This is a genomic window from Streptomyces sp. NPDC093018, from assembly GCF_040684035.1.
In the GTDB taxonomy this organism is placed as follows: domain Bacteria; phylum Actinomycetota; class Actinomycetes; order Streptomycetales; family Streptomycetaceae; genus Streptomyces; species Streptomyces murinus.
Window position 1 is genome coordinate 25,593 of the sequence record NZ_JBFBFF010000011.1, and the last position, 25,628, is coordinate 51,220.

The 25,628-nt window shown below is 69.4% G+C and carries 21 protein-coding genes; 8 read left to right on the forward strand and 13 right to left on the reverse strand.

The window, feature by feature from the left end; all coding sequences use genetic code 11:
- The first annotated feature begins 36 nt into the window (after nt 1-36).
- Nucleotides 37-864, forward strand: coding sequence for a rhomboid family intramembrane serine protease (locus tag AB0N90_RS23800; protein WP_365199652.1), 828 nt, complete (start codon nt 37-39; stop codon nt 862-864).
- Nucleotides 865-867: 3 nt separating this feature from the next.
- Here the strand turns inward: AB0N90_RS23800 and hemE are convergent, their stop codons facing one another.
- Nucleotides 868-1,935: a uroporphyrinogen decarboxylase gene (gene hemE / locus AB0N90_RS23805; RefSeq protein ID WP_085567084.1), complete on the reverse strand. Its 1,068-nt coding sequence runs from the start codon at nt 1,933-1,935 to the stop codon at nt 868-870.
- A gap of 110 nt (nt 1,936-2,045) precedes the next feature.
- On the opposite strand from hemE, the gene AB0N90_RS23810 reads away from it, so the two are divergent.
- From AB0N90_RS23810 to AB0N90_RS23835, 6 genes are all read left to right on the forward strand, one after another.
- Nucleotides 2,046-2,723 (forward strand): DUF3000 domain-containing protein, encoded by a 678-nt coding sequence (locus AB0N90_RS23810; RefSeq protein WP_365199655.1) that lies wholly within the window; start codon nt 2,046-2,048, stop codon nt 2,721-2,723.
- Nucleotides 2,724-3,005: 282 nt separating this feature from the next.
- Nucleotides 3,006-3,665, forward strand: a complete 660-nt coding sequence (locus AB0N90_RS23815; protein WP_046419368.1) for a response regulator transcription factor — start codon at nt 3,006-3,008, stop codon at nt 3,663-3,665.
- Nucleotides 3,666-3,827: 162 nt separating this feature from the next.
- Nucleotides 3,828-5,117 carry a ribonuclease D gene (locus AB0N90_RS23820; RefSeq protein ID WP_365199657.1) on the forward strand — a complete coding sequence of 430 codons (1,290 nt, stop codon included), beginning with the start codon at nt 3,828-3,830 and terminating at the stop codon, nt 5,115-5,117.
- Nucleotides 5,118-5,356: 239 nt separating this feature from the next.
- Nucleotides 5,357-6,574: an acetyl-CoA C-acyltransferase gene (locus AB0N90_RS23825; RefSeq protein WP_037655383.1), complete on the forward strand. Its 1,218-nt coding sequence runs from the start codon at nt 5,357-5,359 to the stop codon at nt 6,572-6,574.
- Nucleotides 6,571-8,697: a 3-hydroxyacyl-CoA dehydrogenase NAD-binding domain-containing protein gene (locus AB0N90_RS23830; RefSeq protein ID WP_365199660.1), complete on the forward strand. Its 2,127-nt coding sequence runs from the start codon at nt 6,571-6,573 to the stop codon at nt 8,695-8,697. Before AB0N90_RS23825 ends, AB0N90_RS23830 begins: the two co-directional genes overlap by 4 nt.
- 272 nt (nt 8,698-8,969) lie before the next feature.
- A complete protein-coding gene (locus tag AB0N90_RS23835) occupies nt 8,970-9,902 on the forward strand; it encodes an aminoglycoside phosphotransferase family protein (protein ID WP_365199662.1) in 933 nt (310 codons plus the stop codon).
- 608 nt (nt 9,903-10,510) lie between these two features.
- On the opposite strand, the gene AB0N90_RS23840 is transcribed toward AB0N90_RS23835, so the two are convergent.
- Together AB0N90_RS23840 and AB0N90_RS23845 are read right to left on the reverse strand one after the other, a co-directional pair.
- Nucleotides 10,511-10,921 carry a hypothetical protein gene (locus AB0N90_RS23840; RefSeq protein WP_365199664.1) on the reverse strand — a complete coding sequence of 137 codons (411 nt, stop codon included), beginning with the start codon at nt 10,919-10,921 and terminating at the stop codon, nt 10,511-10,513.
- A 203-nt stretch (nt 10,922-11,124) separates the two neighbouring features.
- Complete coding sequence (locus AB0N90_RS23845) at nt 11,125-12,141, reverse strand: hypothetical protein (RefSeq protein ID WP_365199667.1); 1,017 nt, start codon at nt 12,139-12,141, stop codon at nt 11,125-11,127.
- Between the two features lie 55 nt (nt 12,142-12,196).
- On the opposite strand from AB0N90_RS23845, the gene AB0N90_RS23850 reads away from it, so the two are divergent.
- Complete coding sequence (locus tag AB0N90_RS23850; RefSeq protein ID WP_208637902.1) at nt 12,197-12,574, forward strand: NTP pyrophosphohydrolase; 378 nt, start codon at nt 12,197-12,199, stop codon at nt 12,572-12,574.
- 46 nt (nt 12,575-12,620) lie between these two features.
- Here AB0N90_RS23850 and AB0N90_RS23855 read toward each other — a convergent pair whose 3' ends face one another.
- From AB0N90_RS23855 to ngcE, 10 genes are all read right to left on the reverse strand, one after another.
- Nucleotides 12,621-14,132, reverse strand: a complete 1,512-nt coding sequence (locus AB0N90_RS23855; RefSeq protein WP_365200020.1) for an amino acid permease — start codon at nt 14,130-14,132, stop codon at nt 12,621-12,623.
- Nucleotides 14,133-14,283: 151 nt separating this feature from the next.
- A complete protein-coding gene (gene dxs / locus AB0N90_RS23860; RefSeq protein ID WP_365199669.1) occupies nt 14,284-16,212 on the reverse strand; it encodes a 1-deoxy-D-xylulose-5-phosphate synthase in 1,929 nt (642 codons plus the stop codon).
- Nucleotides 16,213-16,368: 156 nt separating this feature from the next.
- Complete coding sequence (locus AB0N90_RS23865; protein WP_085567074.1) at nt 16,369-16,926, reverse strand: hypothetical protein; 558 nt, start codon at nt 16,924-16,926, stop codon at nt 16,369-16,371.
- A gap of 181 nt (nt 16,927-17,107) precedes the next feature.
- On the reverse strand, nt 17,108-18,415 hold the full coding sequence (locus AB0N90_RS23870; RefSeq protein WP_365199671.1) for a sugar ABC transporter permease: 1,308 nt from the start codon (nt 18,413-18,415) through the stop codon (nt 17,108-17,110).
- Entirely contained in the window at nt 18,412-19,203 is a 792-nt protein-coding gene (locus AB0N90_RS23875) for an ATP-binding cassette domain-containing protein (protein WP_085567072.1), read from the reverse strand. Before AB0N90_RS23875 ends, AB0N90_RS23870 begins: the two co-directional genes overlap by 4 nt.
- Nucleotides 19,204-19,402: 199 nt before the next feature.
- Nucleotides 19,403-20,506 carry a substrate-binding domain-containing protein gene (locus AB0N90_RS23880; RefSeq protein ID WP_365200022.1) on the reverse strand — a complete coding sequence of 368 codons (1,104 nt, stop codon included), beginning with the start codon at nt 20,504-20,506 and terminating at the stop codon, nt 19,403-19,405.
- Nucleotides 20,507-20,639: 133 nt separating this feature from the next.
- On the reverse strand, nt 20,640-21,851 hold the full coding sequence (locus AB0N90_RS23885; protein ID WP_037655372.1) for an ROK family transcriptional regulator: 1,212 nt from the start codon (nt 21,849-21,851) through the stop codon (nt 20,640-20,642).
- Between the two features lie 201 nt (nt 21,852-22,052).
- Nucleotides 22,053-22,976, reverse strand: a complete 924-nt coding sequence (locus AB0N90_RS23890; protein WP_161221244.1) for a carbohydrate ABC transporter permease — start codon at nt 22,974-22,976, stop codon at nt 22,053-22,055.
- 4 nt (nt 22,977-22,980) lie between these two features.
- On the reverse strand, nt 22,981-23,907 hold the full coding sequence (locus AB0N90_RS23895) for a sugar ABC transporter permease (protein ID WP_085567068.1): 927 nt from the start codon (nt 23,905-23,907) through the stop codon (nt 22,981-22,983).
- A gap of 29 nt (nt 23,908-23,936) precedes the next feature.
- On the reverse strand, nt 23,937-25,382 hold the full coding sequence (gene ngcE / locus AB0N90_RS23900; RefSeq protein WP_365199674.1) for an N-acetylglucosamine/diacetylchitobiose ABC transporter substrate-binding protein: 1,446 nt from the start codon (nt 25,380-25,382) through the stop codon (nt 23,937-23,939).
- Between the last annotated feature and the right edge of the window lie 246 nt (nt 25,383-25,628).

Here is a 25,628-nt window from a genome sequence, read left to right on the forward strand (position 1 = left end):
CCGGTTGGGCGCGGGTTCGCCGGGCACTACTCCTTCGTGGTCATCCCCGTCCATGACATCAATCCGGTGCGCCGCACCCCCTGGGTGACGTACGCGCTGATCGCCGCGAACGTCCTGGTGTTCCTGGCGACGCCCGGCATGCCCGGCTCCCTGACCGGCGGCGAGAGCCTGGCGCAGCTGTGCCATCTGGAGGCCTTCATGGACCGCTTCGCGGCGGTCCCCAGCGAGCTGATCCACGGCCGGGTCCCGCATCTGGTGCCGACGGGGCAGGTGGGCGTCGGCCCGCACGGCCCCGGCTGCGTGGTGGCCCCGCGCGGCTTTCACAAGTCGCCGCCGCTGTCGGTGTTCACGGCGATGTTCGTGCACGGCAGCTGGCTGCACCTGCTGGGCAACATGCTGTTCCTGCTGATCTTCGGCAACAACGTCGAGGACCGGATGGGCCACATCCGCTACGTCGTCTTCTACCTCGTCTGCGGCTACGCGGCCGGATACGGCTTCGCGCTGCTGAACGCCGGTTCGGGCGACCCGCTGATCGGCGCGTCCGGCGCGATCGCCGGGGTCCTCGGCGCCTACATCGTGCTCTGGCCCAGGGCCCGGGTCTGGGTGCTGGTGCCGTTCCTGGTGTTCCTGCCGCTACGGCTGCCGGCCTGGCTGGTGCTGGGCTTCTGGTTCGTGCTCCAGGCCGTGTACTCGTCCGGGCAGGGGGTATCCGACGCGGGGACGGTGGCGTACGTCGCCCATGTGATCGGCTTCCTGGTGGGCCTGCTCATCGCCCTGCCGCTGAAGCCGGGCACCCCGCCCCCGCCGGAGCCGCCCGGCCTGCTGTTCGGCAGGCGCGCGCGGCCCTCCTACCCGAACTGGTGAGCGTCAGCGGGCGCTCGCGCCGTGGACGTACTCCACGAGGCGGGTCAGCGCGTCCGGGTCGGTCTTGGGCATCACGCCGTGGCCGAGGTTGAAGACATGGCCCTCCAGACCCGCGGCGGCGTCCAGCACCTCCTGGGCCTTGGCCTCGACGACGTCCTTGCCCGCGAACAGCACGGTCGGGTCCAGGTTGCCCTGGAGCGCCTTGCCGGGGCCGACCCGGCGGACCGCCTCGTCCAGCGGGACGCGCCAGTCGACGCCGACGACGTCCGCACCGGCCTCGCCCATCAGGCCGAGCAGCTCGCCGGTGCCCACACCGAAGTGGATGCGCGGCACGCCGTGGTCCGCGACCGCGTCGAAGACCTTGGCCGAGGCGGGCAGCACCGAGCGCCGGTAGTCGGCGGGGGCGAGGGCGCCGGCCCAGGAGTCGAACAGCTGCACCGCGGAGGCGCCGGCCTCGATCTGGACCTTCAGGAAGGCGGCCGTGATGTCGGCGAGCCGGTCGAGCAGGTCGGCCCACAGCTGGGGGTCGCCGTACATCATCGCCTTGGCGTTCTCGTACGTGCGCGAGGGGCCGCCCTCGACCAGGTAGCTGGCGAGCGTGAAGGGGGCGCCCGCGAAGCCGATCAGCGGGGTGGCGCCCAGCTCGCGGGTGAGCATCCCGATGGCCTCGGTGACATACGGGATGTCCTCGGGGGTCAGGTCGCGCAGCCGGGCCAGGTCGGCGCGGGTGCGGATGGGCTGCTCGACGACCGGGCCGACGCCGGGCTTGATGTCCAGGTCGACACCGATGGCCTTGAGCGGGACGACGATGTCGCTGTAGTAGATCGCCGCGTCCACGCCGTGCCGGCGTACCGGCTGAAGGGTGATCTCGGTGACCAGCTCGGGCCGCGCGCAGGACTCCAGCATCGGAATGCCCTCGCGCACCTTGCGGTACTCGGGCAGCGAGCGGCCGGCCTGGCGCATGAACCACACGGGGGTGTGCGGCACGGGTTCGCGCCTGCACGCCTTGAGGAAGGCGCTGTCGTACGTCGCGGTCGGCTGCTTGCCCGAAGGGGCGTCGTTGGCGGTCACGGGAAAAGTCTCGCATGCGGTGTGGACGGGCCGTGCACAGGCGGCGAGCAAGCGCACGTCGCGGGGTGTCTTGCCTGCGCAGAGGCCCGATTCCCCTTACTCTTCCCCGCATGGCTGCGGCTCACGGACACAGGTCGGAAGGCGCTGACGGATTGGGCGACGTGAAGGACACCGAGGAGGCGGACCGGCACCCGGGTGCCGCGGGTCCGCCGGCGTTCCGGGCCGCGGTCGAAGCCCTGCGCGGCTGCCGGCTGCGCCCGCAGATCGAGGTGGAGCCGACCCCCGCGCCGCAGCGGCTCGCGCCGTACGCGTACGCGCTGGAGGCGGTGGTGGTCGACGGCGAGCAGGAGCTGGCCGACGGGCGCCTGGTGCTGCTGCACGATCCGGCCGGGCACGACGCCTGGCGGGGCACGTTCCGGCTGGTGACGCTGGTGCGGGCGGAGCTGGAGCCGGAGATGGCGGCCGATCCGCTGCTGCCGGAGGTGTGCTGGTCCTGGCTGACCGGGGCGCTGGGGGCGCGCGGCCTCGGCTACGGCGAGCCGAGCGGCACCGTCACGCGCGCGAGTTCGCACTACTTCGGCGGTCTCGCCGACCGGCCGGCCGCCTCGCAGATCGAGATCCGGGCCTCCTGGACGCCGCGCGAGGGCCGCGCCGGGGTGCCGGACACGGCCGCCCATCTGATCTCCTGGTGCGATCTGCTGGCCCAGGTCGGGGGGCTGCCGCCGGCCGGTCCCGGCGACACCTCGGTGGTGACGCTGCCGCAGCGCAGGGGTCCGCAGTCCCGGTGAAGTGACGGCGCGTGACGGCCGCCGTCATCCTCCGGGGCGCCTTATTGACCATCTCTTTGTCGATACGGCCACATTGTGAACTCGAATCGCATCCGCTCGGACCGATTCGATCTTCGGGTGATCGAGCGCGTGTCCGAATTGCACGGATTGTTACTCACTAGATCGTGATCACTCTCTAAAGGCGGACACGTTTGCTGCCGAAGACGACTGTGACCTTGAAAGCACGGTTCGTCCCGGCTTCTTCCCCACAAGCCGGCCCCGTCCCCCCACCCAGGAGGCCTGGTGTCCGTTCTCCTTGAGCAACCCGCAAGCCTGGTCGCCTACCGCCCGAACAAGCCGACCGCCATGGTGGTCGTGGCCGACCCGCGCGTGCGTTCCACCGTCACCCGCCATCTGTGGGCGCTCGGTGTGCGCGATGTGATCGAGGCCTCGTCCATCGCGGAGGCTCGTCCCCGCATCGGCAACCCCCGCGACATCTGCGTCGCCGACGTCCACCTGCCCGACGGCTCCGGCCTGACCCTGCTCTCCGAGACCCGCGCCGCGGGCTGGCCCAACGGGCTCGCCCTCTCCGCCGCCGACGACATCGGCGCGGTCCGCAACGCCCTGGCCGGCGGGGTCAAGGGCTACGTCGTCACCGGCACCCGCACCAACATCGGGCTCCCCACCCGGCCCGGTGCCGCCCCCCTCGGCGGCGCCGCCCGGATGCACCGCCGCCCCCCGGGCGCCCCGAGCCACCCGGGCGGCTACCGCGAACTGTCCGGACGCGAGGTCGAGGTGCTGCGTCTGGTCGCGGAGGGCCAGTCGAACAAGGCGATCGGCGTGTCCATGGGCCTGTCCGCCCTCACCGTGAAGAGCCACCTCGCCCGCATCGCCCGCAAGCTGGGCACCGGCGACCGGGCCGGCATGGTCGCCGTCGCCCTGCGCACCGGAATCATCCACTGACCCCTCCCCCGCTCCCCTTCCCCACCGATCTCTTCCGGAAAGCGGCCGTTTCACTCCCCTGAACCGCCGATTTCACCGGGCTGACTGGTTTACGACCCCTCGGCGCCCGTCGACGGAACGTTCCGGCGACGGGCGCTGTCCACGCATGGATACCCTTGACAGGTGACCGACGCCCAAGACACCGCAGCAGACAGCACCCGGCGCAGCAATGGAGACACGTCTCCCGACGACGCCGGATCTTCTGTGACGGAGGCGCCGACACCCCTTCTCGAACCCCGCGAGGGCATTCCGCCCGTGATCGCCGACGAGGCGGCGCTCGCCGAGGTGGTCGCCGCCTTCGCCGCCGGCTCCGGACCGGTCGCCGTGGACGCCGAACGCGCGTCCGGGTACCGCTACGGCCAGCGCGCGTATCTGGTGCAGCTGCGCCGCGAGGGCGCCGGTACCGCACTGATCGACCCCGTCGGCTGCCCCGACCTGTCCGCGCTCGGCGAGGCGCTGTCCGGCGTGGAGTGGGTGCTGCACGCGGCCACCCAGGACCTGCCGTGTCTGCGCGAGATAGGCATGCTCCCCACCCGGCTGTTCGACACCGAGCTGGCCGGCCGGATCGCCGGGTTCCCCCGGGTGGGCCTCGGCGCCATGGTGGAGAACGTCCTCGGCTTCGTCCTGGAGAAGGGCCACTCCGCCGTCGACTGGTCCACCCGCCCGCTGCCCGAGCCGTGGCTGCGCTATGCCGCGCTGGACGTCGAACTCCTCGTGGACCTGCGTGACGCCCTGGAGAAGGAGCTGGACCGCCAGGGCAAGCTGGAGTGGGCCCTGCAGGAGTTCGACGCGATCGCGAGCGCCCCGCCGGCCGAGCCCCGCAAGGAGCCCTGGCGCCGTACGTCCGGGATGCACAAGGTACGGCGCCGCCGGCAGCTGGCCGTCGTACGGGAGCTGTGGGAGACGCGGGACCGGATCGCGCAGCGGCGTGATGTGTCGCCGGGCAAGGTGCTGCCGGACGCGGCGATCGTGGAGGCGGCGCTGGCCGTGCCGGGCAATGTGCACGCGCTGGCCGCGCTGACCGGGTTCGGGCACCGCACCGGGCGGCGGCAGCTGGAGCAGTGGCAGGCGGCGGTGGACCGGGCGAAGGCGCTGCCGGAGTCCGAGCTGCCGCAGCCGGGGCAGCCGGTGACCGGTCCGCCCCCGCCCCGGGCGTGGGCCGACAAGGACCCGTCGGCGGCGGCGCGGCTGTCCGCGGCGCGGGCCGCGGTGACGGCGCTGGCCGAGCAGCTGTCCATGCCGCAGGAGAACCTGATCTCCCCGGACACGGTCCGCCGGCTCTGCTGGCAGCCGCCCGCCGCGGTCGACGCGGGATCCGTCTCGACGGCGCTCTCGGGGTACGGCGCGCGTCCGTGGCAGGTGGACCTGGTGACGCCGGTACTGGTGGGCGCGTTGTCGGGAAAGGGCGCCTGAGCGCCGTAGAACAGATCGAGATCGAGCGGCCGCGAGTCCACCGTGGCCGCTCGCGCCGTTTTCCGCCCCCTGACGGGGCTGCGGGGCCGTACAGATCGCGCCAACCTCCGGACGGCTCCCTCTCTCCCGCCGGTGTGACCTTCGCCGCTGGCACCCCTGACGCTGGGCAACTACATTACTCGCAAGTAGCATGGGCTTAAGCAAGCGCTCAGCGTCCCGCACCATGGAGGAGAGCCATCGTGCCTCGTACCGTCAGGGACGTCGTCTTCGTCGACGGCGTCCGCACCCCGTTCGGCAAAGCGGGCCCGAAGGGCATCTACCACGAGACTCGCGCCGACGACCTCGTCGTCAAGGCGATCCGGGAGCTGCTGCGCCGCAACCCCGGCCTGGACCCGAAGAAGATCGACGAGGTCGCCATCGCCGCGACCACGCAGATCGGCGACCAGGGTCTGACCCTCGGCCGCACCGCCGGCATCCTCGCCGGTCTGCCGCAGTCGGTGCCGGGTTACTCCATCGACCGCATGTGCGCCGGTGGTCTGACCGCCGTGACGTCCGTCGCCGGCTCCATCGCCTTCGGCGCCTACGACGCCGTCATCGCCGGTGGTGTCGAGCACATGGGCCGCCACCCCATGGGCGAGGCCGTCGACCCCAACCCGCGTTTCGTCAGCGAGAAGCTGGTGGACGAGTCGGCCCTGTTCATGGGCATGACCGCGGAGAACCTGCACGACCGCTACCCGAGCCTCACCAAGCTGCGTGCCGACCAGTACGCGGTGCGCTCGCAGGAGAAGGCCGCCAAGGCGTACGCCGACGGCAAGATCCAGCAGGACCTGGTGCCGATCTCGGTGCGCCGCACCACCCCCGTCGGCGGCGAGACCGGCTGGGGCCTGGTCACCGCCGACGAGCCGATGCGCCCGGGGACCACCCTGGAGGGCCTCGCCAACCTGAAGACGTCGTTCCGCGTCCACGGTCGCGTCACCGCCGGTAACTCGGCCGGTCTGAACGACGGCGCCACCGCGTCGATCGTCGCCAGCGAGGACTTCGCCCGCGAGCACGGCCTCCCGGTCAAGATGCGCCTGGTCTCCTACGCCTTCGCCGGCGTGGAGCCCGAGGTCATGGGCTACGGCCCGATCCCGGCCACCGAGAAGGCGCTCGCCAAGGCGGGCCTGTCCATCTCGGACATCGGCCTGTTCGAGATCAACGAGGCCTTCGCCGTCCAGGTCCTGGCCTTCCTCGAGCACTACGGCATCGCGGACGACGACGCGCGCGTCAACCAGTACGGCGGCGCCATCGCCTTCGGCCACCCGCTCGCCTCCTCCGGCATCCGTCTGATGACGCAGCTGGCCCGCCAGTTCGAGGAGCAGCCGCACGTCCGCTACGGCCTGACCACCATGTGCGTCGGCTTCGGCATGGGCGCGACGGTCATCTGGGAGAACCCGCACTTCGAGGGGGACAAGTGAGCACCACCGAGCTTCTGAAGCAGGCTTCGGGCCTGTTCCCCGACGAGGTCGTCACCAGTGCGCACGTGCGCCACTTCGACCTCCCCTTCGGCGCCGGCCGCTTCGCGCTGATCACGCTGGACAACGGCCTGGACCACACCAAGCCGACCACCTTCGGACCGGCCTCGCTCGCCAATCTGAACGCGGCGATCGACCAGGTCGAGCAGGAGGCGGCCGAGGGCGCGCTCGCCGGTATCGGTATCACCGGCAAGCCGTTCATCTTCGCCGTCGGCGCCGACCTCAAGGGCGTCGAGCTGCTGAAGGAGCACGAGCACGCGCTCGCCATCGGCAAGGGCGGCCACGAGGTCTTCAAGCGCCTCTCGGGCCTCGCCGTGCCGACCTTCGCCTACTACAACGGCGCGGCCATGGGCGGCGGTGTGGAGGTCGGTCTGCACTGCACCTACCGCACCGTCTCCAAGGCGATCCCGGCGTTCTCGCTGCCCGAGGTCTTCCTCGGTCTGGTCCCCGGCTGGGGCGGCTGCACCCTGCTGCCGAACCTGATCGGCGCCGACAAGGCCGTCTCGGTCATCATCGAGAACTCGCTGAACCAGAACAAGCAGCTCAAGGGCAAGCAGGTCTTCGAACTGGGCATCGCCGACGCCCTGTTCGAGGGTGCCGACTTCCTGGAGCAGTCGCTGCTGTGGACCGCCAAGGTCCTCAAGGGCGACGTCACCGTCGAGCGCCCGGAGATCGACCGCGGCGAGGCCTGGGACCAGGCCGTCGCCAAGGGCCGCTTCATCGCCGACTCCAAGGTGCACGGCGCGGCCCCGGCCGCCTACCGCGCCCTGGAGATCATCGAGGCCGCCAGGAACGGTGACCTCCAGCAGGGTTACGACGCCGAGGACCAGGCGCTCGCCGACCTGATCATGGGCGGCGAACTGCGCGCGGGCATCTACTCGTTCAACCTGGTGCAGAAGCGCGGCAAGCGCCCCGTCGGCGCCCCGGACAAGAGCCTGGCCCGCCCGGTCACCAAGGTCGGCGTCGTCGGCGCCGGTCTGATGGCCAGCCAGCTCGCGCTGCTCTTCCTGCGCCGCCTGGAGGTGCCGGTCGTGCTGACCGACATCGACCAGGAGCGCGTCGACAAGGGTGTGGGCTATGTCCACGCCGAGATCGACAAGCTGCTCGGCAAGGGCCGTATCCACCAGGACAAGGCCAACCGCCTCAAGGCGCTGGTCACCGGCGTCCTGGACAAGGCCGAGGGCTTCGCGGACGCGGACTTCGTCATCGAAGCCGTGTTCGAGGAGATGAGCGTCAAGCAGAAGGTGTTCGCGGAGGTCGAGGCCGTCGCCCCGGCGCACGCGGTCCTCGCGACCAACACCTCCTCGCTGTCGGTGTCGGAGATGGCCGCCAAGCTCCAGCACCCCGAGCGGGTCGTTGGCTTCCACTTCTTCAACCCGGTCGCGATCCTGCCGCTGCTGGAGATCGTGCGCGGCGAGCAGACCGACGACGCCTCCCTGGCCACCGCCTTCGCGGTCGCCAAGAAGCTGAAGAAAACCGCGGTGCTGGTCAAGGACGCCCCGGCGTTCGTCGTGAACCGCATCCTGACCCGCTTCATGGGCGAGATCCAGAACGTCATCGACGAGGGCACCCCGGTCGAGGTAGCGGAGAAGGCGGTCGAGCCGCTGGGCCTGCCGATGTCCCCGCTGGTCCTGCTCGAACTGGTGGGCCCGGCGATCGGCCTGCACGTCTCGGAGACCCTCAACCGGGCCTTCCCGGACCGCTTCACGGTCTCCCCGAACCTGAAGGCCGTGGTCGAGGCCGGCAAGCGCGGCTTCTACGTCTACGACAGCGGCAAGCCGGAGCTGGACCCCGAGGTCGCGGCGCTCCTCAAGCAGGGCGATGTCGTCCTGACCGAGGAGCAGGTGCGCGACCGCGTCCTGGACGCGGTGGCGCAGGAGATCGGGCTGATGCTGGACGAGGGCGTCGTCGCCGAGGCCCAGGACATCGACCTGTGCCTGATCACGGGCGCCGGCTGGCCCTTCCACCTGGGCGGCATCACGCCGTACCTGGACCGCGAGGGCGTCTCGGAGCGCGTGAACGGCAAGCCGTTCCTGTCCCCGGGCGTGGCGAGCGTCCCAGCGTAACCCCGGCAGCGTGAACACGAAGGGCCCCCGCTTCGGCGGGGGCCCTTTCCGTACGTCCGCCCGGCGCAGCTCAGTCGAAGTTGCAGTCCTATGAAGGTAGGCCCTGCACGTCCCAAGCCAAATCTGCACGTGGCTTTGCGTTCCTCTGCCTGAGCGTGCAGCAGTTCGGTCAGTGCTCCAGCTGTAGATCGCGACCTCCGTAGACGCGGACTGCCGAGCAGCGGCCGGCTTGGGCTTGATGGCTGGGGCGGGCTGGCGCGTAGGGTGCCGGGGTGATCGCGATGCCAGAGGAATTCGCACAGAGCACCATCGACCGCGAGGGGGAGGCCGGGGCGGCATGGCTCGCCGAACTGCCCGGAATCGTGGAGGAGTTACTGGGGCGCTGGGGGTGCGTGCCGGATGGCGCGGTCATGCACGGGGGCGTCGGAGTCATCGTTCCGGTACGGCGGCGGGTTGAGGAGAGCGCCGTGCTGAAGGTGTCGTTTCCGCATCCCGGCAACGTCCATGAGCCGGATGCGTTCGTTGCGTGGGGCGGATGCGGCGCCGTGCTGCTGCATGAGCGCGACGACGAGCGGTTCGCGATGCTGCTGGAGCGGGTTCAGCCGTCGACCCTGGCGGAGGTCGAGGACGGCGACGAGGTGGTGACGGTCGCCGGGCGGCTCAATCGCCGCCTGGCCATTCCCGCTCCGCCCGGCCTGCCCCGGCTGCGTGAGCAGGCCGATGCCTGGGAAGAGCAGCTGTGCAAGGACGCCAAGGAACTGACGCATGCACTACCGCGTCAGGCGCTGGATGCCGCTGTGGCGACCGTTCGGGAGCTGGGTCGGGCACAGCCGGACACCCTCATCCACGGCGACCTCCATGCCCGGAACATCCTGCGTGCCGCCCGGGAGCCGTGGCTGGCGGTCGACCCCAAGGGGTACGTGGGAGATCCTGCCTACGACGGCGGCACACTGCTGAAGTCCCGCGCGCTGACGCTTCTCGAAGCGGATGATCTGCGTAAGGCTGTCCACCACGCCTTGGACGTCTTCGCCGAGGCCGCGGAACTCGACCGTGAGCGCGTTCAGCGGTGGGCCCAGTTCCATGCCGTCCAGACTGCGTTCTGGGGCCGCCGCCACGGTTTTCGTGTCGCCCGCAGCGGACCACGGCTGGACTGGCTCACCGAATTCGCCGACCGCTTGGCGGAGTTGCTCACCGAGCACTCGTAGGGCGTGATGGTGCCGACCGGGTCTGCCGCGGCCCCTCCTGGACCCGCTGGGTCACCCTTGCCATGCTCGCCTACGCGTTCCTCGCCGTCGTCCGTGCCGACGAACACACCCACCGTCCCTGACCTGCCGATCTGGTCCCGCTGCCCTGCGTGGCGATTCCACCTCGGTCGGCGGCAGTGATCAGCGGCGCTCTCCGCGTCCGCTCGCCGAGCCTGGAGCGTGGTGCGCCGGGCTCATGACGAGGACGACCGTGCACTCGGTGACCAAAGGGCCACCGAATCAGCCCGGTCAGGGCTGTCCGCCCAATGTAGGAGTGGCGCAGATTCCGCCTGTACCAGTCATAGTCCGGGCACCCGGCGGCCGCATCGAGAGTCGACGACGGGCCGAACCGCCCAAACGGCCCCCGTCACGCATCCCGTAGCGAGGATGGTGGACGCATATCCGGGAGCCGTACTACCAGTGGCACCGCACCTTGCGAGATCGACCGCGCTTCCCGCCGTCACTCACCCGATGCGGGTGAAACCGCAGGTCGTCAGTAGTAAATATGTTCTATAGGACATCGTCCGACACCGCATGGGAATACGGGCCGCAGCGATATTCGTCCGCGCTCAGGCTGCGGCTTCGCCTGGGTCCTCGTCCTCGTCCTCGTTCTCGTTCTCATCCCCGTCTTCCGAGGAGCCGCCCCGCTCATAACCCGACACAGGGATTTCGCGGCCGTCAGGGAGCCGCCTCGTGTGCCCGGCCACCGAGTGCCTGACGGGGGAGGTCCGTCGCTCGTCCTCCTCCACCGAGTCATCGGCCGACCCGGTGTCCTCGGCCTCCCGGGTGTTCTCCGTGGTGTTCTGCTCCCTGGCCTGCCGGGCGACCACGACCGCGACAACCACGGCCGCGCCGCAGACTGCGCCACACGCGGCACGGATCGTCGTCCTGTGCTTCCCGTACCAGTTCTTCGTCTTCTCGACGAAGGAGGTGGGCTCGCCGTCCTCGGAAGTGGGCTCGCTGGGCGTGGAGTCATTCACGCGCACACATCTACCGGACCCATCCCTCACCTGTCAGGCAATCGCCCGATCAGGTTCATCAGCCACCGAGTCGGACGGTCGTTCCTTCGTCGTCCGGTGCCGCGCGGCGCACGCGGCAGCCAGATGGGGAACGAGCCGGGGCCGGGTCAAGGAACGGTCCGGCGGACGGTTCCGTCAGCGGCGGGCTCGCGCAGGCCACGGACTCAGACGGTCCGCCACGCCTCCAGCGCGAGGCCCGGTTCGGCCTTGCGGCGGGTCAGGAGGAGTTGGCCGATCGACAGGGAGAGGGTCGCCGCGACCACCCGGTCGTCCTCGTCGGTCGTGAGGGACACCCGGGCGTCCACCGTCAGCTGGGGGCCCGACTCGGTCCACCAGGCGCCCGCGGACTCCAGTTCGGTCGGGTAGGCGGCGAAGGCGACGCGGCCGGCGGCGGAGCGCTGGGCCAGCAGGGTGCAGTCGTGGCCGTCGAGGTCGCAGCGGACGGCGCTGACCGGGCCGTGGCCCGCGGCCGTCAGCAGGGTGACCGGTTCGCCGCCGGGCCGCCAGGCGCACAGTCCGCCGTCGGTGCCGGTGTAGTAGAGCGTCGTGCTCTCGGCGGACGTGGCGAGGGCGTACAGGGTCCCTGGGCGCACCGGGGCCTTCAGGGGCTCCTGGAGTACCGGCTGGGCGCCGGGGGCCTCCTGACGCCAGTACAGGACGCCCTCGGGGCCCGCCGCGTACAGCTCGACCCTGCCGGACTCCCCCGTCACCGCTGCGAGTCCGTCCTGGACGCCTTTGCCGCCGAGGTCCCGCCAGGGCTCCCAGCCGCCCTTCTCCTTCTGCGCGAGCATGCTGATGCCGCCGCCCCTGTTGCGTACGAAGACATGGGCGCGGCCCTGGGCGTCCACGGCGACAGCGGGTTGTCCGGTGCGGTCGCCCTTCTTGTCGGGGTGGCCGACCGGGCTCCAGTCCAGGGCGGCGAGGTGGGCGCGGTAGTGGGTGGAGTGCACGAGGCCCGACTCGCCCTTGCCGGCGGGCCGCCAGGACACCAGGTGGGTGTAGCCGTCCGCGCCCTGGCCGAGGGCCCAGGCGGGATGCAGTTTCTGTTCGCCGCCGACCTTGCGCGGACCGGTCCAGGGGCCGCCGGGGGCGCTTTCCGCCCGGCACAGGACGGCGTCGCCCGACGACTGGTAGACGCTGAGCCGGCCGTCTCGGCCGCGAAGGAGCCAGTCTCCGTTCACCCGGCCACTTTAAGCCGGGACCCTGTGCGCCCGGCGAGCGGGCACCATGGCAGGCATGACGAACGATCTGCCTCTGCTCATCGTCGACGGCGCCAATGTGGTCGGCTCGGTGCCCGACGGCTGGTGGCGCGACCGGCGCGGGGCCGCCGAACGGCTGCGCGACCGCCTGGTCGCGTACGCCGACTCCGGTACGGCGGAGCTGCCCGGGCCGCTCGAACTGGTGCTGGTGGTCGAGGGCGCCGCGCGCGGGGTGGCGTCCGTGCCGGGGGTGCGGGTGGCGGAGGCGCCGGGCAGCGGGGACGACCGGATCGTGGAGCTGGCCGGGGAGGCGGCGGGCCGTACCTGTCTGGTCGTCACCGCGGACCGTGAGCTGCGGCGCCGGGTGACGGCGCTGGGGGCGGGGGTGACCGGGCCGCGCGCGGTGCTCGGCTGAGCGGGCCGTCGCGGCCGTCGCGCGGGGCCCCGCGCCAGCGGGCCGGTCACGAGACCGGCGGCGCGGGCTCCGGCTTCGTCGGCTGCTCGGGGCGGGCGAGACGGCTGTGCGAGCGGCCGTAGAGGAAGTAGACGGCGAAGCCGATCACCATCCAGATGGCGAACCGCAGCCAGGTCTCGGCGGGCAGATTGAGCATCAGCCAGAGCGTGGCGCACACGGAGACGATCGGAACGACCGGAACCCAGGGGGTGCGGAAGGCGCGGGGCAGGTCGGGGCGCGTCTTGCGCAGGATGATCACGCTGATCGCCACGACCACGAACGCGAACAATGTACCGATATTGACCAGTTCGGCAAGTTCGCTCAGGCTGGTGAAACCGGCGACGATCGCGATGATCACACCGAGCAGGATGGTCGGCCGGTGCGGGGTCCGGAACCGGGGGTGCACCCGGGAGAAGAAGCGCGGCAGCAGCCCGTCGCGGCTCATCGCGAAGAACACCCGGGTCTGGCCGAGCAGCAGGATCAGGCACACGGTGGTCAGTCCGATGGCGGCGCCGAAGCTGATCACGCCCGCGTACCAGGGGTGCCCGATGGACTTGAAGGCGTCGGCGAGCGGGGCGTCCACGGACAGCTGGGTGTAGTTCTGCATGCCGGTGACGACGATGGAGACGGCCACATAGAGCACGGTGCAGATGATCAGCGAGCCGAGGATGCCGCGCGGCACATCGCGTTGCGGGTTGCGGGTCTCCTCGGCGGCGGTGGCCACGATGTCGAAGCCGATGAAGGCGAAGAACACCACCGAGGCGGCGGTGAAGATGCCCATCACGCCGAAGTTGGCGGGCGCCCAGCCGAACATCAGCTGTACCAGCGGCGCCTTGAGGCTGGCCCCGGCCGGCACCGGCTGGGCCGGCGGGATGAAGGGGTGGTAGTTGCGGGACTGCACGAAGAACGCACCGGCGATGATCACAATGAGCACGACGGCCACTTTGATCGCGACGACCAGCGAGGTGATCCGGGCCGAGAGCTTCATGCCGAGGACGAGGATCGCGGTCAGGACGAGCACCAGGAGCGCGGCGAGGATGTCGAAGCCGAAGCCGTGGGCGCCGTCGCGTCCGGAGAGGTATTCCGGCAGGTGCCAGCCCGCGTTGTCCAGCAGTGAGCGGATGTAGCCGGACCAGCCGACCGCGACCACCGCGGTGCCCAGCGCGAACTCCAGGACCAGGTCCCAGCCGATGATCCAGGCGGGCAGCTCGCCCAGGGACGCGTAGCTGAAGGTGTAGGCCGAGCCCGCCACCGGGACCGTGGACGCGAACTCGGCGTAGCACAGGGCGGCGAGGGCGCAGACCACACCGGCGGCGACGAAGGCGAGGGCGACCGCGGGTCCGGCGTTGTTCTTCGCGACCTGCCCGGTCAGAACGAAGATACCGGTACCAATGATCACGCCGACGCCGAAAACGGTCAGGTCGAGCGCGGAGAGCGACTTCTTGAGCGCATGCTCCGGTTCCTCGGTGTCCCGGATCGATTGCTCGACGTTCTTCGTCCGGAAGAGCGAGCTGCCCACGTTGCTGCCTCCCACGCTTGTCGTCTTCGACCTGGTCGACTTGATCGAGAGGACCGGGACGCGAGTGCCCCGTGACAGGCAGGCTTACGCAAGCGGGCCGGTTCCGCCACCGCAAGGTGGGGCGGAACCGGCCCGGTTGAGAGCGCCGGTCCTAGTCGCGCGCGGTTTCCACGGAGTCCACCGGGTCCGCCGTACGGTCGAACCGGCCGTCCAGCTTGGCGACCAGGCCGGTCACCTGGCGGGCGATGTCGGGCGCGGTGAGCCCGATCTCGGTGAGCACCTCGGCGCGCGAGGCGTGGTCGAGGAAGCGCGGCGGGATGCCGAAGTCGCGCAGCGGCACGTCGACGCCCGCGTCGCGCAGCGCCTGCGCGATGGTGGAGCCGACGCCGCCGACCCGGCTGTTGTCCTCGACGGTGACGACGACCTGGTGCCGCTCGGCCAGCGGGACCATCGCCTCGTCCACGGGCTTGACCCAGCGCGGGTCGACCACGGTGGTGGAGATGCCCTGCTTGTCGAGCAGGCCGGCGATCTCCAGGCACATCGGGGCGAGGGCGCCGACGGAGACCAGGAGGACGTCGGGCCGTTCGGTGCCCGCCTCGCGCAGTACGTCCATGCCGCCGACCCGGCCGACGGCGGGGACGGCGGGGCCGACCGCGCCCTTGGAGAAGCGCACCACGGTCGGCGCGTCCTCGACGGCGACGGCCTCGCGCAGCTGGGCGCGCACCTGGTCGGCGTCGCGCGGCGCGGCCATCCTGAGGCCCGGGACGACCTGGAGGATCGACATGTCCCACATGCCGTTGTGGGAGGCGCCGTCGGTGCCGGTGACGCCGGCCCGGTCGAGCACGAAGGTGACGCCGCACTTGTGCAGCGCCACGTCCATCAGGACCTGGTCGAAGGCGCGGTTGAGGAAAGTGGCGTAGACGGCGAAGACGGGGTGGACGCCCGCGTGGGCGAGGCCCGCGGCGGAGACGGCGCCGTGCTGCTCCGCGATCCCGACGTCGTACACCCGTTCGGGGAAGCGTTTGGCGAACTTGTCGAGGCCCACCGGCTGGAGCATGGCCGCGGTGATGGCGACGAGGTCCTCGCGCTCCTCGCCGAGCTTGACCATCTCCTCGCCGAACACGGAGGTCCAGTCGGCGCCGGACGCGGCGATCGGCAGGCCGGTGTCGGGGTGGATCTTGCCGACGGCGTGGAAGCGGTCGGCCTCGTCCTGGAGCGCGGGCTGGTAGCCGCGGCCCTTCTCGGTGAGGCAGTGCACGATGACCGGGCCGCCGAACCGCTTGGCGCGGGCCAGCGCGGACTCCAGCGCCTCGATGTCATGGCCGTCGATCGGGCCGACGTACTTCAGGCCCAGGTCCTCGAACATGCCCTGCGGGGCGATGAAGTCCTTCAGGCCCTTCTTGGCGCCGTGCAGGGTCTCGTACAGCTGGCGGCCGACGACGGGGGTCTTCTCCAGCACCTCGCGGGTGCGGGCGAGGAAGCGCTCGTAGCCGTCGGTGGTGCGCAGCGTGGCCAGGTGGTTGGCGAGGCCGCCGATGGTGGGGGCGTACGACCGCTCGTTGTCGTTGACGACGATGACGAGCGGGCGGTCCTTGGCGGCGGCGATGTTGTTGAGCGCCTCCCAGGCCATGCCGCCGGTCAGCGCGCCGTCACCGATGACGGCGGCGACATGGCTGTCGCGCTTCATGAGCTGGTTGGCCTTGGCGATGCCGTCGGCCCAGCCGAGCACCGTGGAGGCGTGGCTGTTCTCGATGACGTCGTGCGCGGACTCGGCCTGTGCGGGGTAGCCGGAGAGGCCGCCCTTCATCTTCAGCCGGGAGAAGTCCTGCCGGCCGGTGAGGAGCTTGTGCACATAGGACTGGTGGCCGGTGTCGAAGAGCACCTTGTCCTTGGGGGACTCGAACACCCGGTGCAGGGCGATGGTGAGCTCGACCACGCCGAGGTTCGGGCCGAGGTGTCCGCCGGTCTTGGAGACCTCCTCCACGAGGAAGGTCCTGATCTCCCCTGCCAGCTGGTCCAGCTCCTCCAGGCTGAGCCGGTCCAGATCGCGCGGTCCCGTGATGCGGGTCAGCAGCGGCACCCGTGCCTCCTTGCAATAGAGCTGATCGAGCTTGCCGGGCTCGCCAGAGTCTAACTTTCCGGCATGGTGCGCGGTGCTCCAGGTGGCAGAGCCGCATCATTTGATCAGGCGATGTCGGCCGCGGAGCCGGCGAGATCCGGCTCCGCGGCGGTCCCCCTATTCCAGGTGCATGCCCAGGATGTGGGCGAAGGCCCGCCACTTCATGGTGGCGAACTCCTTGTTGATCGCGTCCGGGATGGTGGGGTGGGTGACGAGCGCGTACACCTTCAGGTGCAGGAAACCCTGCTTGTCGTCGTAGAAGCGGAACCGGACCGCCGAGTCCTTGCCGTCGAAGTGCCCCTTCTGCGCGAAGAAGAACCAGGCGTAGGGATAGCTCTTGTCCTTCTGGTAGCGGACCGGGGCGTTCTTGCACGCGTAGTGGCCGATACCACAGGCCTTCAGCTTGATGTACTGGTTCTCCGAGGGGAACTTCTTCGGTGCGCCGTCCACCGGGAAGCTGCAGTTGAAGCAGCGGTGCAGCTCGTCCCACGCCTTCTTCGGCTTGAGCTTCAGCTTCCGCACGTCCTTCGCGCCCACCCGCTCGCCGACGAAGAAGTCGACGTCGTACAGAACACGGTCGGTGGACTGCGCCGAGGCACGCGCCTGCGGGGCCGCCGTTGGGGCCGCCAGCGCGGGCGTCGCCAGGAACGTGGTCGCGAAGAAGACTGCCGACACAAGGGCAGCCAACATTTTCTTCATGTCTTCCCTCCCGTGATGCGTGGGCTGGGAGCACCCACAAATGATCATGAAGTTCGGGAAGTATCACCAATAACCCGATAGGGTGTCAATTCGGTTTCAGGTGACAAACAGGCAGCCCCCGTGGCCTCATGGCACGGGGGCTGCTCGTCGATTCCGGTCAGGCGCGGCCTGCCGTCTTCTGCGTCTTGCGCGTGATCGAGTCGATCACAACGGTAGTGAGCAGAACGGCCGCGGTGATCATGTACTTCACCGGCTCCGCGATGGACTCCAGCTGGAGCCCGTACTGGATCGAGACGATCACCAGCACACCCAGCAGGGCGTTCCAGGTACGTCCCCGGCCGCCGAACAGCGACGTGCCACCGATGACAGCGGCCGCGATCGCGTTCATGAGCAGGTCACCGGTACCGGCGCTCTGATTCGCCGAGGCGATCTTCGACGCCAGGAACAGGCCGCCGATCGCCGCGAAGCCACCGGAGATCGCGAAGACGGAGATGCGCACCGCCGTCACGTTGATACCCGCGCGCCGGGACGCCTCGACGCTGCCGCCCAGCGCGAAGATCTTGCGGCCGTACGAGGTGCGCCGCAGTACGAAGTCCGAGCCGATCAGGAACACAAGGAAGATCACGGTGGCCAGCGGCAGGCCCTTGTACTGGTTGTACATGTACGCCGCGGCGAAGGAGATCACGGCCAGCAGAACGGTCCGCAGGACCGTGTCGCTGAGCGGCCGGGAGGGGACGCCCGCGGCCTCCCGGCGCCGGTTGGCGAGGAACGAGGTGAAGAAGAAGACGGCGACCACGACCACGGCGAGCCCGTACGCGGCGGCCACGTCCGAGAAGTAGTACGTGGTGAGCTTGCCGACCAGACCGTCCGAGTCGAGGTTGATCGTGCCGTCCGCGCCCAGCACCTTCAGCATGAAGCCGAGCCAGAACAGCAGACCGGCCAGGGTGACGGCGAAGGCGGGCGCGCCGAGCACCGCGAAGAAGAAGCCGTGCAGCGCGCCGATGGCGGCACCGGAGGCGATGGCGAGCAGCACGGCCGCCCACTCCGGCCAGCCCTGGTTGACCGCGAGGACGGCCGCGAGGGCGCTGGCCGCGCCGCTGACCGAGCCGACGGACAGGTCGATCTCGCCGAGCAGCAGCACGAAGACGATGCCGACCGAGATCATGCCGGTGCCGACCATCGTGATCGTGATGTCGTTGATGTTCTGCGCGGACAGGAAGTTCGAGTTCAGCACCTGGAAGATCACGCAGATGATCACGAGGCCCACGATGACGGGCATGGAGCCCAGCTCGCCGGCCTTCATCTTGCGCTTGAACTCGCTCCAGTAGCCCATCAGGCCCTGTTCGCGGACGAGGAGGCGGGGGTCGACCGCGGTGACCGCGGCGGCCGCCGCCTCGGGGTTCTCCACTACGGCGTCCTGGGGAGTGTGGTCCTCGGGAGGCGTGGAGGTCTTGTCCAGGCTCACTTCTGGACCTCCTTGGTGCTACGCGCCGCACGGCGGGTCACCGCGTTGTCGGTGGCGCCGGTGATGGCGGAGATGATCTCTTCCTGAGAGGTCGAGGCGACGTCGAACACGCCGTTGTTACGGCCGAGACGCAGCACGGCGACCTTGTCGGCCACCGCCTTCACGTCCGCCATGTTGTGGCTGATGAGGACGACGGCGTGGCCGCGCTCGCGCAGCCGCTCCACCAGGTCGAGCACCTGTGCGGTCTGCTCGACGCCGAGGGCCGCGGTGGGCTCGTCCAGGATGACCAGCTTGGGCTCGCCGAGCATGGAACGGGCGATGGCCACCACCTGGCGCTGACCGCCGGAGAGGGAGGCGATCGGGATGCGGACGCTGGGGATGCGGATCGACAGCGTGGTGAGCAGCTCGCGGGAGCGACGCTCCATCTCGACCTCGTCCAGCACGCCCCACTTGCTCAGCTCGCGGCCGAGGAACAGGTTGCCGACGACGTCGATGTTGTCGCACAGCGCGAGGTCCTGGTAGACCGTCGCGATACCCAGTGCCTGGGCGTCTTGGGGCCGGCCGATGGAGACGGGCTTGCCGTCCCACTCGATGACACCCTCGTCGATCGGGTGCACACCGGCGATCGTCTTGACCAGTGTGGACTTTCCGGCGCCGTTGTCGCCCACCAGGGCGACCACCTCACCGGCGTGGACCTCAAGCTCTACGTCGGTGAGCGCCTGGACGGCACCGAACCGCTTGGAGACCCCGCGCAACGCCAGCACGGGCGTAGCGGACACGTGAACCATCTCCTTCGCCGCCTGACCCGGCGGGAGGTTGTGCAGAGAGTTTGGGGGGGGTTCCGTCCGGCGCCCCGCGCCGAGCTTGCGGGGCTGTATGTGTCGCGGAGCGCCGGAGGACAGTGGGACGCCCTCTCCCCTCACGAAGGGGGTTCCCCGGGGAGTTACGGGGGTGAACTCCCCGGGGAAGAAGGCGTGTTGCTGCGGCTTACTTCAGGCCGAGCTTGTCGCAGGCGGACTTGTACTGCGAGGTGCAGATGTCGGCGACCGTGTAGACGCCGTCCTTGATGACGGTGTCCTTGACGTTGTCCTTGGTGAGCGCGGTGACCGGGACGAGGACCGACGGGACGTCCTTCTGGGAGGTGCTGGAGACCTTGTCCTTGGCGACGGAGTCCAGCGACTTGCCCTGGGCGAGGGCGACGGCCATCTCGGCGGCGGCGTCGGCCTCGGGGGCGTACGGCTTGTAGACGCTCATGTACTGCGTCCCGGCGACGATGCGCTGCACACCGGCCAGCTCGGCGTCCTGGCCCGTGACCGGGACCTTGAGGCCGGCCGCGCTGAGGGCGGTGATGATACCGCCGGCCATGCCGTCGTTGGCGGAGTAGACGCCCGCGATCTTGTCCTTGCCGACCGCGGAGATCGCCGCCTCCATCTCGGAGTTGGCGTTGTCCGGCGACCACTCCTTGGTGTCGTACTCCTTGGCAATCGTCACCTTGCCGTTGAGGACCTTGTGCGCGCCCGCCTTGAACTGGGCGGCGTTCGGGTCGGTGACCGAGCCGTTGATCATGACGATCTTGGAGGACTTGGTGGCCTTGCTGCCCAGCGCCGTCAGCAGGGCCTGACCCTGGGTCTCGCCGACCTTCTCGTTGTCGAAGGAGGTGTAGGCGCTGATCGGGCCCTCGGCGAGGCGGTCGTAGGCGACGACCTTGATGCCGGCGTCCACGGCCTTCTGGACGGAGTTCTGGATGGCCTTGGCGTCGACCGCGTCCACGATCAGGACGTCCACCTTGTTGGTGATCATGGTGTCGACCTGCTGGGCCTGCAGGTTCGCGTCCTGGCGGGCGTTGTTGTAGTCGATCGTCGCCTTGCCGTTCGTCAGCTCCTTGATCTTCTTCTCGATCAGCGGGCGGTCGAACTTCTCGTAACGAGCGGTCTTGTTCTCCGGGAGCAGGAGACCGACCTTGATGTTGTCGCCCTTCTTGGCGGAGGACGCGGAGGAAGAGCTGTCGCCCTTCGAATCCTTGGCACTGCCACAGGCGGCGAGCGAGACGGCCATGGCACCAGCGGCAACGGCGAAGGCCGCACGACGCATACGCGTGTTCACTTCTCAAACCTCCCTGACGAGGCCGCGTCGTTGCGGCCGAGGTGGCTGGAAGTCAACTCGGCCACACGTGCGACGTCAAGAAGTAAATCCTTAACGAGATGGCAACGGTGCCATTCCTTCTCTAAGTGAAGGCAGGTGCGGACACGGCCGGAGCACCGGTGGCGGATCCGTCCAGAAGGGCCGAATCGCCCATCTCGCTCAGGGCCAGGGCGAGCGCGCCCAGCACCTCGGCGCGGCCCCCAAGTGCCCCGGGGAGCACGGTGAGTTGGCGGGCGGCGCTCGGGATCGCGTAGCGGCTGACGGACTCCCGGATGGGCCCGAGGACCAGCTCGCCGGCCTCCGCGAGATCGCCGCCGAGGACCACTCGGCTGGGGTTGAGAAGATTGCAGAGGTTGGCCACGCCGCTGCCGATGTGGCGGCCGACGTCGGCGACCACCCGGCGGCAGCCCGGGTCGCCCTCCCTGGCGAGCCGTACGACGCCCTCCATGGTCAGATCGGAGCCGTGGCTGGGCTGGAGCAGCGGCAGGACGTAGCGGGCCGCCGCGAAGGTCTCCAGGCAGCCGCGGTTGCCGCAGCGGCAGACCGGGCCCGACTCGTCCAGCGTGATGTGACCGATCTCGCCCGCGGTGCCGCCCGGCCCGCGGTAGATCTTGCCGTCGATGACCAGGCCCGCGCCGACGCCGCTGGCGACCTTGATGTACGCGAGGTCGCGCACGCCCTTGCCGCTGCCCCAGACCAGCTCGCCGAGGGCGCCGAGGTTCGCGTCGTTGTCCACGTGGACGGGCACGCCGAGGCGTTGTTCCAGTTCCTCGGCGGGCTTGGTGCCGCCCCAGCCGGGCAGGATGGCGCTGTGTCCGAGGGTGCCGGACTCCAGGTCGATGGGGCCCGGCACGCCGAGGCCCACGCCCGCGACCTTGGAGCGGTCCACGCCGGTGGCCACGATCAGCCTGCTGACCAGTTCCTCGGCCCGGTCGAAGCCCTGGGCGGCGGAGGCGTCCACGTCCAGCGGCTCGGCCTCCTCGGCCAGCACCTGGTGGGCGAGGTTGCCGACCGCGACCCGCAGATGCTGGTGCCCGAAGTCGACGCCGATCACAATGCCCGCGTCGCCGCTGAGGCTGACGCTGCGGGCCCGGCGCCCGCCCGCCGAGGTGGGCGTGACCTCGACCGTCCCGCCGTCCTTCAGCTCCCGCACGATGTTGGAGACCGTGGCGGCGGACAGGCCGGTCGTCCGCGCGATCTCCGCCTGCGTGAGCGAACCGGCAAGCCGGACGGCCCGTACCACCCGCTCCAGGTTGGCTCGGTGCAGTGACGACTGCGACCCTGGAGTCTCCACGACGACCTCCTGAGCGCGGGGCCGCTTCGGCGAGGCCCCGTGTATGTCCAACTAGTGAACTCTAAGCTGAGCCGTTCGGGGTGACTCACGTCAAGAGGTTGAGCCAGATCCGGGGTACACCACAGCGGCGCACGCCGCCCGGAGATCCGGTACGGCGTGCGCCGGTACGACTACGGAGAGCGACCACGCTCGGCGAGGGTGCTACTTGAGCGCCCCCGCGGTGAGCCCCTGCACCACCTGCCGCTGGAAGATGATGTACGCCCCGAGCACCGGCAGCATGGCCATCACCAGGCCCGCGAACAGGCCCGACCAGTCGCCCTTGTAGCCCTGGCTGACCGCGAGCTGGACCAGGCCCTGGGTGAGCACCTTCTTGTCGGGGTCGGTGTTGAGGACCGTGGGCAGCATGTACTGGTTCCACTGGCCCAGGAAGTTGAAGATGCCCACGCTGATCAGACCGGGCTTGGCCATGGGCAGCATGATCTGGAAGAACGTACGCGTGTGCGAAGCCCCGTCCACGAACGCCGCTTCCGCCACCGAGGTCGGCAGGGTGCGGAAGAACGCCGTGAGGAAGAAGACGGTGAAGGGCAGCGAGTACGCGATGTAGACCAGGATCAGCCCGTGGATGGTGTTCAGCAGGCCCATGTTGTTCACGACGTAGAACAGCGGGACCAGCGCCAGCATGATCGGGAAGCTCATGCCGCCGATGAACAGGTAGTAGATGAAGCGGTTGCCCGGGAAGTCGAACCGGGCGAGCACATAGGCGGCCATCGAGCCGAGCACCAGGGTGCCGATGAGTGAACCGCCCACCACCAGGACGGTGTTGAGGAAGTAGCCGCTCATGTTGGCCTCGGTCCAGGCCCGCGCCCAGTTCCCGAAGTGCAGCCGGTCCGGCAGCGCCCAGGGCGAGCCGAAGATGGAGCCGTCGTCCTTGAAGGACGTCATCACCGCCCACAGCAGCGGCGTGACCACCATGATCGCCCAGATGACCAGCACGCCGTGGGAGAAGACGTTGAGGACGGTCCCCTCCTTTTTGCGGCGGCCGGGCTTCGAAACCGGCGCGTCCACCTTGGAGACGCTCGCACCGGGCTCGGCCGGCGGCGGGGCGGGGGTCTCGGTCGTCTTCATCGCTTCAGAACTCCAGCCGCTCGCGACGGCCCAGCCGCATCACGATCGCCGCGAAAGCGAGCGTGACGACCAGCAGGGCGACGCCGATGGTGGTGGCGTAGGCGGCCTGACCGTCCCGGAACGCCTTCTGGTACACGTACAGGACCAGCACGGTGGTCGAGTAGTCGGGCCCGCCCGGACCGGTCGTCATGATCTGTACGACCGCGAACGACTCGGCGCCGAGCGCGAGGATGCCCATGTAGACCCAGCCGGACTGCACGGTGTCCCACAGCAGGGGCAGGGTGATGCGGAAGAAGGTGGTGGCGCGGCTCGCGCCGTCGATCAGCGCGGCCTCGTACAGCTCGGCCGGGATCGAGGCCATGCCCGCGGAGAAGAGGACCACGAAGAAGCCGGTGGTGGACCAGACGAGCACCGCCATCACACACCACAGGGCGAGGCTCGGATCACCCAGCCACAACGGCTGCACATGATCGAGTCCGATCCCGCGCAGGAGCGAATTGATCGCTCCGCTGTCCGGGTTGTAGGCGAACTGGAAGAGGAGCGCGACGATCGCGATGGACAAGACCTGCGGAAAGAAATAAACGATCTTGTAGAAGGAGGAGCCCCGCACGCCTGTGATCGCGGGGCCGCCCCTTCTGCGCCGTCCGCCCACATTGATCATGAAGGCGAAGAAAAGCGCCAGACTGATCGTCACGATCGGCAGCACCAGAGCGAAGAGCAGGCTGTGCTGCAACGACTTCCAGAAGACGTCGTCGTGCAGCATCCTTTTGTAATTGTCGAGGCCGACCATCTTGAATTCGGGGCTCAGCCCTGTCCAGTCCGTGAACGAGTAGTAGATGGACTGGATGAAGGGCCACACCACGAACAGCGCGTACAGTCCCAGGGGTACGACCAGGAACCCCACGATGAACCGGTACTTGCCGTGCTGCATCGTTACTCCGGTGCGCTCGGGGGTGCTGGTTACTGGTGCTTGTAGTGCTTGATGGTGGTGTCCTTGGCCGCCTCGTCGGCGTAGCCCTGGATCTTCTTTATGGCCTCCGCCGGGGTGAGCCGGCCCGCCATCATCTCGCCGAGGGCGCCCACGCCGATCTTCTCCTTCTGCAACTGGACGTACCAGTCCTGCAGGCGCGGGTTCACCACATTGGTGCCGGCCAGCTTCAGCGCCGCCACGCCGGACTTCAGGCCCGGGGTCAGCTCGATGCCGTCGGTGCCGCCGTTGTAGGCGGACAGCGACTTCACCTTGGAGGTGAAGTTCTTCGAGGACGCCTCGGAGAGCATGATGCGCAGCTGCTCCATGCCGCCCTCGGGGTTGGCCGCCTTGGAGGGCACGATGAACGGCTCACCGCCGGACGCCCAGATGGTGCCGAAGGGCATCTTGTCGCTGCTGTCGATGCCGGAGGGCGCCGAGACCGCGAGGTCGAAGTCCTTGGGGATGACGTTCGCCGACTCGTTCTCCACCCAGGAGCCGTTCGGGATGAACAGGGCCTCGCCCTTGGCCCACGCCGTCTGCGACTGGATGTGGTCGAGACCCGGGGTGCCCTTGAGGATGTAGCCCTTCTGGTAGAGCTCGTAGTACGCCTCGAAACACGCCTTGACGGCCGGGTGCTTCCAGGCGTTCGGCTCCAGGTTGTCGATGGCGTTCAGGACGTCGACGCCGCCGACCTTGCCGATCATCGGGTAGAGCGAGAAGGGGATGTAGTACGGGTACTTGCCCGCGTACGTCCAGCCCGCCATGCCCTTCTTCTTGGCCTTCGCGCAGACCTGGAGCATCTCGTCCCAGGTCTTCGGGTACTCGGCGTCCAGCGAGTCCAGCGCCTTCTGCGAGTACCAGACGCCGTAGACCGTGTACGCGTAGTACATGATCCACACCGGGTTGCCGTCGAACTGGCCCATCTCCACGATGCCGGGGCGCAGGGTGTCGCGGACCTTCTTGCTCGGGTCGTCGTACGACGGCGCGTCGAGCAGCGGGGTGAGGTCGGCCAGCTGGTTCTTGCCGACCAGGACGCCCATGTCCATCTGCTCGGCGCCGGAGTTGTCGATGAGGTCCGGCGGGTTGCCCTCGTTGAAGCGGGGCTGGAGCGTGGACTGGATCTTCTGGGTGGCGGAGAACTTCACCTGGGCCTTGGGGAAGTCCTTCTGGTAGATCTTGACCGCGTCCTGCGCGTACTCCTTGCCGAAACCGCCGTCGAAGAGGACGAACTCCATCTTGGCGCTGTCGTTCACGCCGAGCGGGTTCTTGGCGGTCTTCTTTCCGGCCTTCGCCTTGCTCTGGCCGTCGCCGCCGCTGCTCGCGCAGGCGGACAGCAGGCTCATCCCAGGAACGGCGACCAGGCCGAGTGCGGCGGACCGCCTGATCAGTTCTCGGCGGCCGACACCCTCACGATCGTGATGCGCAGTGGATCCCATGCTCAAGTCCTCGCCTTCTCCAGGACTCAGGCGGTGAACCGGATCCTGCCCGGCACCGCGGTCGGGTCAAGCTGGGTGGTGCAGGAAGTGCTACGTGCATGAACTGCCGGGATTGCTCTTGTACCGGGCGCCGACAGGTATAGTCCACTTCCCGCCAGCGGAGCAAGATCGAATGCAGGGTTGGCCGTGGGTCTTTTCCGAGTTGAGACCTCGCCGACATGGGAGCGGCCTGTGTACGGCCCCTGG

What these genes read in the sequence shown, in the direction of transcription:
- AB0N90_RS23895 (WP_085567068.1), bottom strand. Translation starts at nt 23,907, where the DNA reads ATGCAGCACGGCAAGTACCGGTTCATCGTGGGGTTCCTGGTCGTACCC.
- AB0N90_RS23850 (WP_208637902.1), top strand. Translation starts at nt 12,197, where the DNA reads ATGACGAACGATCTGCCTCTGCTCATCGTCGACGGCGCCAATGTGGTC.
- AB0N90_RS23810 (WP_365199655.1), top strand. Translation starts at nt 2,046, where the DNA reads ATGGCTGCGGCTCACGGACACAGGTCGGAAGGCGCTGACGGATTGGGC.
- AB0N90_RS23890 (WP_161221244.1), bottom strand. Translation starts at nt 22,976, where the DNA reads ATGAAGACGACCGAGACCCCCGCCCCGCCGCCGGCCGAGCCCGGTGCG.
- AB0N90_RS23880 (WP_365200022.1), bottom strand. Translation starts at nt 20,506, where the DNA reads ATGCGTCGTGCGGCCTTCGCCGTTGCCGCTGGTGCCATGGCCGTCTCG.
- AB0N90_RS23875 (WP_085567072.1), bottom strand. Translation starts at nt 19,203, where the DNA reads ATGGTTCACGTGTCCGCTACGCCCGTGCTGGCGTTGCGCGGGGTCTCC.
- ngcE (WP_365199674.1), bottom strand. Translation starts at nt 25,382, where the DNA reads ATGGGATCCACTGCGCATCACGATCGTGAGGGTGTCGGCCGCCGAGAA.